This is a genomic window from Streptomyces sp. NPDC048142 (assembly GCF_043202835.1).
Taxonomy (GTDB): domain Bacteria; phylum Actinomycetota; class Actinomycetes; order Streptomycetales; family Streptomycetaceae; genus Streptomyces.
The window spans coordinates 145,832-153,935 of record NZ_JBIDBC010000016.1 but is presented as its reverse complement, the minus strand read 5'-3'; the positions used below and the strand labels follow the sequence as shown (position 1 = coordinate 153,935).

Genomic DNA, 8,104 nt, shown 5'->3' with positions numbered 1-8,104 from the left:
GCCCGCGAGATCTTCCACGTCCTGACCGCCACCAACGTCACAGCAGCAGACCCGAGCCACCTCACAACCGCTGCTTGACATCCATAAGAGCATCCTCGCCTCACCGCGAACGCCCAGTGCGGCGCCCCTGAATCGCCCGTCCGCGTGAGCTCCCGATCAGCCGGAAGCGAGCGGATGGCCGTGCGCGATGGCAGCCGCGATGCGCTGGGTGATGGTCATCGCCGTGTTGCCGTCGGGGGTCTCGCGACCGGGGGTCGTGGCGACCGCGATGGCCAGCCGCCGGTCGGGCAGATACGCCTGCACGGCGGCGTAACCGAAGAACGAGGGGTTCTGCACGATCCAGCCGTTCTGGATGATCAGCCCCAGTCCGTAGTGCACGGCCTCCGTATTGGCCTGGCAGACGGTGGCGGGACAGGTGGCGGTGGGACCGCCCAGGCCGACCGTCCCCGGATTGAGCTGCACCCGGTGAGAGTGGCGCGAAAGCAGCTCGCCTGTTCCGATGGCCTCCGCGGAGCGGGCCAGGTCGCAGATGTGGGTGGTGATCACGGCACCGGGCGCGGTGGTCCACGAGGGGTTCCAGAACGTGGACTCCTCGTAGGTGCCGCGCTCGGAGGTGAACGCGTGGAGCACCGGCGGCGGAATGTCGGGGGTGTAGCCGTTACGGGTGTCCCGCAGCCCGAGCGGCCGCATGACCCGCTGTTCCAGCAGCCGGTCGAGCCGGGTGCCGGTGATCCTTTCGAGCGCGGCGCCGAGGATCACGAAGTTGGCGTGCGAATAGTTCCAGTTGGCGCCCGGGTCGTACCACAGCGGCTCGTCCGTGGAGATGCCGACGAGTTCGGGTCCCGTCCACTGACGGAAGGGGTCGGCTGCGATCGCGGCGAGGAAATCCGGGTCGGTGACGTAGTCGGCGAGGCCGGACGTGGAGCTGCCGAGCATCCGCAGCGTGATCCGGTCCGCATGCGGCAGGCCGGGGAGCCACCGGGACACGGGATCATCGAGCCGGACCCGCTGCTCGTCGACGAGTTGCAGGAGCACAGTGCCCAGATACGCGATGGCGACCGAGCCCGGCCGGAAGTGCATGTTCGGCTTGGCCGGAACCCCGGTCATGGACTCGCCGAACGCCCCCGTGACCACCTCGCGTCCGTCGACCGTCACCCGCACCAGAGCGGCCTCCAGCCCGAGCTCCCGCCGGGTACGCCGCGTGATGTCGAGGACGCGACGGGCCGGACCGCCACCCGACGCCCGCGCGGAGCTGACGCAGGAGTGCGCACCGCCATCGGCCGCGGTGCCCACGGCGGGCTGGAGTACCCCCGCGAGGACTGCGGCGGCACACAGGACCGCGACGGCCATCCGATTACGTCTCATATCTACGGAGATCTACCCCACACGGCGTTCACTCTTCTCGGCAACGCGCCGCCAGACACGGATGGCGGGCCAGGCGAACGGCTGATGACGCAGGACGCGAGCCGGTACACCCTGTGCCGGGCAGGGGAGGGCCGGCCGGGCCCCCTGGGCCGGATCGCGGGCCCGCCGAGGAATCGCGCCATCTGCCAACTGGCGCTGGACCGCATCGGGCTACCGGGGCACGCCTGCGTCTTCGTCGACGACCACCCAGGTCAGCCTTCCGCCCGCGCAGTCTCTGGGCATCACCACGGTCCGGACCCGGCCGATACGGATCAGGCGGGTAGCCGTCATGCAAGGGGCGGAGAACACGACGGCGGAACGAATCAACCTCATATGAACAAAGCTTCCAGCCCCTACAACCTTTTGCGTCGGTGAATAGTCATTGCGGCGCAAAGACCATTTCTTCAGGGGGTATTTTCCGTGAAGTTGTCCCGGATCGCCGCAGCTGTGACCACCGCTGCCCTGGCTCCGGCCGTTCTCCTCGCCTCGCCGGCGTTCGCCGGCCCGAACCAGGCCACCGCGTCCACCGCCAACCCCTCGGCTCCGACCGCCCCCGACCACAAGGCCGCGGACGCGTCCGGCGAGGGCCGGACGGAGCAGGACCAGGCTGAGCAGGACCGCAAGACCATCCTCGCGATCATCGCCGACCCGATGGCCAGCGAGTACATGAAGGAAGCCGGCCACAAGGCCATCGACAGCGGCCCCGAGGCCATGCGCACGTTCATCGAGACCGACCAGCACAGCATCCGTCTCGACGACTACCGGATCGCCATCGTGAGGCTCCTGAACTCCGCGGGCCCCCACCTGGAGGAAGGAATCAAGGCCTTCCTGAAGACCGACGGGCTGACCTTGGCAGACCTCCGCCAGTTCTACGAGGTCACCCAGCACGGACTTCGCGACGACGACAACAGAATCGAGATCGCCCGCCTGGTCAACGCCGCCGGTCCCGCGCTCAAGGAAGCCGCCCAGAACGCCCTTCGGGGCACTCCGGCGGAGCGCATCGCCTTCCTGGAGACGGGCCGCTACCTCGCGCAGGCCGAGGACGACCGGGTCGAGCTCGCCCGGATCGACGAGGGCTGGGACGGCCCCATCCTCAGCGAAGCGATCGGCGAGCTCCTGAACGGCTCCCCGACCCCAGCCGAGCTGCGCCGTTTCCTGGAGGTGACGCAGCACGAGCTGCGGGACCAGGACAACCGCGTCGAGATCGCCCAGATCATCGACGGGGGCGGCCCCGAGCTGGTCAAGGCCGGCCGCGCCGCTCTGGCGGGCACCCCCGCCGACCGTGCCGCGTTCCTGCTCACCGGTCAGCACGAGGCTCGGGAGAAGGACGACAAGGCCCAGCAGGAAAAGGACAAGAACGACGAGAAGAACGACGAAGAGAAGGACGGCAAGAACGACGGTCAGAAGGACCAGGACGGCTCCGGTGCCGGCACTGGGAACAACGACAAGAACGACGCCAAGACGGGCACCGGCAACACAGCCGTGACCTCGCAGAGCGGCAGCGGCAGCGGCACCCAGCTGGCCTCCACCGGCGCGGGCGACACGTCCCTGATCGCGGGAAGCGCGGGCACCGCGCTCGTCGCCGGCGCGGGCCTGCTGCTCGCCGCGAGGATGCGCCGCCAGGCCTCCGGCAACTGACCGCCCGCACACCCACCGCACAAGGGCCGGCCGCGTCACCGACGCGGTCGGCCCCGCTGCCGCCACCGCGTCCACGTCCGGGCCCACGTCCGCGTCCGGGTCCGCCGGGCCCTCCCAAAATCGGCACGGGCCGGTCCGTCGGCCCAGGGCACACACTTTGGCCGCATACTTTTACGATGCCGGGGTGAGGCGCCGCAGTCGGCGGGATCGCTCCGCCGAGGGGTGGGGAATGGGGCTCATGGACGCGGACCACGCGGGGCTGGTCGTCGCCGCGCAGGCCGGTGACGAACGGGCGCGCGACAAGCTGATCGCCGCGTACCTGCCGTTGGTCTACAACATCGTCGGGCGAGCACTGAACGGACATGCCGACGTCGACGACGTCGTTCAGGAGACCCTGCTGCGCGTGGTGCGCGACCTGCCTGCTCTGCGAGCCCCGGAGAGCTTCCGGTCCTGGCTGGTCTCGATCACGCTCCGTCAGATCAACACCCACTGGTACCGGCAGCGCGCCGCCGCCGACCGGACCACGGTCATCGATGAGGCGTTCCGGATACCGGACGCCGGCGCCGAACCCGAGGACGTGACGATCCTGCGTCTGCGGGTGTCGGGCGAGCGCCGCCAGGTTGCCGAAGCCGGCCGGTGGCTCGATCCCGACCATCAGGTGCTGCTGTCGCTGTGGTGGCAGGAAACCGCCGGTTTGCTGAGCCGTGACGACATCGCCGCCGCGACGGGGCAGACGGTCGCCCATGTCGGCGTACGCCTGCAACGCATGCGCGAGCAGCTGGAGCTGAGCCGGACGATCGTCTCCGCGCTGGAGGCCGACCCGCGCTGCCGGCAGTTGGACGAGACCGTCGTCGGCTGGGACGGCCTCCGTACCTCGGTGTGGCGCAAGCGGATCGCACGGCACACCCGCGACTGCCCGCTCTGCATGGCGACGACGGCGGACCGGGTTCCGGCCGCACTGCTGCTCCTCAGCGTCGGGACGCTGGCGGTCCCGACCGGACTCGTCGCCGCGCTGGCCGCCAAGGGCCTGCTGTCGGGTACGGCCGCGGGCGCCGCCGGGTCGGCCATGGCACCCGTCGCCTCCGGCACGGCGACGGGGGGAGCCGCTCCGCACAGCGCGCTGGTCGGCAAACTCCACGCGGTGACCGCTCACCCGCTGGTGAGCGTCGCCACCGGCGCGGTACTCATCGCCGGGACCGCCACCTATGCGACCTGGCCCGAACCGGCCCATCGGGAGCCCGGCGTCACCGCCGCTCCCGCGGTCGGCGATCCCACGCCGGTCCCGTCGCGCTCCACCCCGTCGGCCGGGCCGTCCCCGGTGAGTCCGTCCACCGTCGCAGGCATCGTTCCGCTGGGCGCGCAGTCGCTGGAGTCCGTGGCCTCCCCCGCCCTGTACGTCACGTATACCGGCGACTTCGCGGCGCTCGGCCGTGTCTCCGCGTCCAGCGACGCGCAGACACGGCAGCGGGTCACCTTCACGGTCGTCGAGGAACTGGCCGACGCACAGTGCGTCACCTTCCGCGCCGCCGGCGGCCGCTATCTGCGCCACCGTGACCTGCGGCTACGGCTGAGCTCCAACGACGGCAGCGAACTGTTCCGGGAAGACGCCACCTTCTGTCCGCGCCCCGGGGCGGTCACCGGGTCGGTCACCCTGCACGCGCACAATCCCGGATCGGTCCTCCGCCACCGCGACGGCGGCATCTGGCTCGATGGCTCCGACGGCACGCGGGCCTTCGCCGGTCAGGCTTCCTTCATCGTGCGCAGGGCCTGGGCTTGAGATCCGCTCCTTGAACATTCCGGACCGCGCCCTACGGTGACAGCTGGTGATCCCGGGCCAGATCCCGCACCACGATCCCGCACCATGATCCCGGGGCGCGATCCCGGGGCGCGATCCCGCACCACGTCGGTCCTCGTTCATCGACGGCCGCCTCGCCGTGACCGGCCCGAAGGCTGATCAGTTCGGAAAGCCTTCACCGCTGATCAGGGCGGCGTGCCCGTTCCCCGGGGGCGGCCGGACCGCAGGCTCTGCATGGCGCCTTTCGCCTGCGAGTGGCATCACTGAGCAATCTTCCCGGCGGCACGACTTTTTCTGTTATGAGACCGCGGGTTCGGAAGCCTCCACATGCGTGGGGTGTCCTCCCGCCGCTCACCATGACGTGCCGGCGCGGCAGGGCCCCCGACTTCCCCGTTGACGTACCCCCCGAAGAAAGTCCTTCCGATGCGCGCACGATCACGGCACCCCGGGTGACCCGGGCCGCGACGAACCCGACCCGACCCTGACCATCGGCCCCCGCAACCCGTACTTCCCCCACCGGGGCGAGCCCCCACCACGGGCGGACCCCACGACCAACTGCCGTACCGGCCGGGTGTCCTCACCCCGCAGCGGAGATCTGCCCGGTCCACGGTGATACGCAAGGAGAACACCCCCCTATGAAGAACCCCACGAACGGCGAGCGCCGCGGGCGTCACCGCCGTCGCTGGAGCGCGACCGGTCTGCTGCTCGGCGTGCCCGCCGTCCTCGTCCCGTATCTCCTGTTCGCGCAGGAGGACTCGCAGGCCGGGACCGTCGACCGCGATGCCTACTACCGGCTGATCTCCGTACGCAGCGGCAAGGCGTTGGACGTCAAGGCCTTCTCCACCGCCGACGGCACCCGCATCCAGCAGTGGACCGACCAGAACACCGCCAACCAGCAGTGGAAGCTGCGGCCCACCGGTGACGGCTACTACGAGCTGGTGAACCGCAACAGCGGCAAAGTGCTGGGCATAGCAGGCGATTCGACTGCCCAGGCGGCCGCCGCCGAGCAGCAGACCGACACCTCCTCCACCTCCCAGGAGTGGCGGATCGACGATGTCGGCGGTTCCGACGCCGTCACCTTCACCTCCCGCAGGAGCGGCCAGGTCCTGGACGTCTCCGGAGGCTCCAAGGCCGAGGGCGCGGCAGTCATCCAGTACCGCGACAAGGGCAGCACCAACCAGCAGTGGAAGCTGGTGAGGACGGCCGGGACCCAGGCGGCCGGCACCGGACCGTATGTGTGGAACAACGCCCAGGTGGTGGGCGGCGGTTACGTCACCGGGCTGGTGTTCAACCAGCGCGAGAAGGGCCTGCTGTACGCGCGTACCGACATGGGCGGCGCCTACCGCTGGGACGTCGCGGCCGAGCAGTGGATCCCGCTGACCGACTGGCTCGGCGAGGAGGACTGGAACCTCCTGGGCATCGATTCGCTGGCCACCGACCCCGTCGACCCCGCGCGGCTCTACCTCGCGACGGGTACCTGCACCAACGGCTGGGCGGGCAACGGCGCGATCCTGCGCTCCACGGACCGTGGACGCACCTTCGAGCGCACCGACCTGCCCTTCAAGCTGGGCGCCAACGAGGACGGCCGCGGGGCGGGCGAGCGGCTGGCGATCGACCCCGCGGACAACGGCACCCTGCTGCTGGGCACCCGTAAGAACGGTCTGTGGCGCAGCACCGACCACGGTGTGACATGGGGTCAGGTCTCCTCGTTCCCCGTCAAGAACGGGGCGAGCAGCGGCGGGGGCATCTCCTTCGTGACGTACGGACCGGCCGGAAGCAGGACGGTCTATGCCGGCGTCGCCGACTCGGCCACCTCCGTGTACCGCTCCACCGACAGCGGACGCACGTGGCAGGCCGTCTCCGGGCAGCCCACCGGCCAGATGCCGCAGCACGGCGAGTTCTCCGGTGACGGCTCGCTGTACCTGTCGTACACCAACGCCCTCGGGCCCAACGGCGTGACGGCGGGTTCGGTGTGGAAGTACACGCCGGCCGGCGGGGCATGGAAGAACATCTCCCCGTCCCAGGGCAGTTACGGGTTCTCCGGTCTGGCCGTCGACCCGCGGAAGCCGTCCACGGTGATGGTCACCACCCTCGGCCGCTGGTGGCCCGAGGACGAGATCTACCGCACCACCGACGGCGGCACGACCTGGAAGGCACAGTCCTCGAAGTCGGTACGCAAAGCCTCCGCCGCTCCCTACGTCGGCACCGGCACCGGACACTGGATGACCGCCCTGGCCATCGACCCCTTCGACTCCGGGCACGCGCTGTACGGCACCGGCAGCGGCATCTGGCGCAGCGAGGACGCCGCCGCAACCGACGGCGGCGGCACCAGCCACTGGGCCGTGGGGTCCCGGGGGCTGGAGGAGACCGCGTTGCTCGACGTGATCGCCCCGCCCGGCGGCGCCACGGTCGTCACCGCCATGGGCGACCTGGGCGGTTTCCGCCACGACTCCCTGACCGAGGTGCCGGACGGGCGGCTGAAGAGCCCGCTGATGATCACCAGCACCGGCATCGATTTCGCCGAGTCCAACCCCGCGCTGATGGTCCGCGTCGGCCGTGGCGGCGAGAAGGACGGCGCCTACTCCACCGACGGCGGCAGCAGCTGGACGGGCTTCAGGACGGCGCCGGTGAGCAGCGCCGACAGCGGCCAGGTCGCGCTCGCGGCGGACGGCTCCGCGATCGTCTGGACCCAGGAAGGTCAGGCCCCGTACCGCTCGGCCGACCGGGGGGCGAGCTGGTCGAAGGTCAGCGGCCTGGGCACCGGTTCCGTGGCCGTCGCCGACCGTTCCTCGGCCAAGACCTTCTACTCACTGGCCGGCGGCACGCTCCACGCCAGCACCGACGGCGGCGCGACCTTCACCGCCCGCGCCACCCACCTGCCCGCCGGGCGGCTCACAGCCGTCCCCGGCATCGCCGGGGACCTGTGGATCTCCGGTGGCACCAAGGGGCTGCTGCACTCCACCGACGGCGGCAACACCTTCAGCACGCTCGGGACGGTGCGGGACGCCTCCGCCCTCGGCTTCGGCAAGGCCGCGCCCGGCACCTCCTACCAGGCGCTGTACCTGATCGGTACCGTCAAGGACGTCACCGGAGTCTTCCGCTCCACCGACAAGGGCGCCACCTGGATCCGCGTCAACGACGACGCCCACCAGTGGGGCAGCATCGGCGGCCTCGGCGTCATCTCCGGCGACCCCGACACCTACGGCCGCGTCTATGTCGGCACCAACGGACGCGGTCTCCAGTACGGCGCCCCCTCCTGACCCCGAC

4 protein-coding genes are annotated in these 8,104 nt (G+C 70.7%); 3 read left to right on the top strand and 1 reads right to left on the bottom strand.

What is annotated here, in order from left to right; translation table 11 throughout:
* Positions 1 to 156 precede the first annotated feature (156 nt).
* Positions 157 to 1,350: a serine hydrolase domain-containing protein gene (locus ACGF2Y_RS21365; RefSeq protein WP_392949681.1), complete on the bottom strand. Its 1,194-nt coding sequence runs from the start codon at positions 1,348 to 1,350 to the stop codon at positions 157 to 159.
* A gap of 474 nt (positions 1,351 to 1,824) precedes the next feature.
* Between ACGF2Y_RS21365 and ACGF2Y_RS21360 the strand changes: the two genes are divergently transcribed.
* The 3 genes from ACGF2Y_RS21360 (at position 1,825) to ACGF2Y_RS21350 (ending at position 8,097) form a co-directional block, all read left to right on the top strand.
* On the top strand, positions 1,825 to 3,042 hold the full coding sequence (locus tag ACGF2Y_RS21360) for an ALF repeat-containing protein (protein WP_392949680.1): 1,218 nt from the start codon (positions 1,825 to 1,827) through the stop codon (positions 3,040 to 3,042).
* Between the two features lie 238 nt (positions 3,043 to 3,280).
* The gene (locus ACGF2Y_RS21355; protein ID WP_392949678.1) at positions 3,281 to 4,819 is read left to right on the top strand and encodes a sigma-70 family RNA polymerase sigma factor; all 1,539 of its coding nucleotides are present in this window, start codon (positions 3,281 to 3,283) and stop codon (positions 4,817 to 4,819) included.
* Between the two features lie 653 nt (positions 4,820 to 5,472).
* A complete protein-coding gene (locus ACGF2Y_RS21350; protein ID WP_392949675.1) occupies positions 5,473 to 8,097 on the top strand; it encodes an RICIN domain-containing protein in 2,625 nt (874 codons plus the stop codon).
* Positions 8,098 to 8,104 lie beyond the last annotated feature (7 nt).

What these genes read in the sequence shown, in the direction of transcription:
- ACGF2Y_RS21365 (WP_392949681.1), bottom strand. Translation starts at nt 1,350, where the DNA reads ATGGCCGTCGCGGTCCTGTGTGCCGCCGCAGTCCTCGCGGGGGTACTC.
- ACGF2Y_RS21355 (WP_392949678.1), top strand. Translation starts at nt 3,281, where the DNA reads ATGGACGCGGACCACGCGGGGCTGGTCGTCGCCGCGCAGGCCGGTGAC.
- ACGF2Y_RS21350 (WP_392949675.1), top strand. Translation starts at nt 5,473, where the DNA reads ATGAAGAACCCCACGAACGGCGAGCGCCGCGGGCGTCACCGCCGTCGC.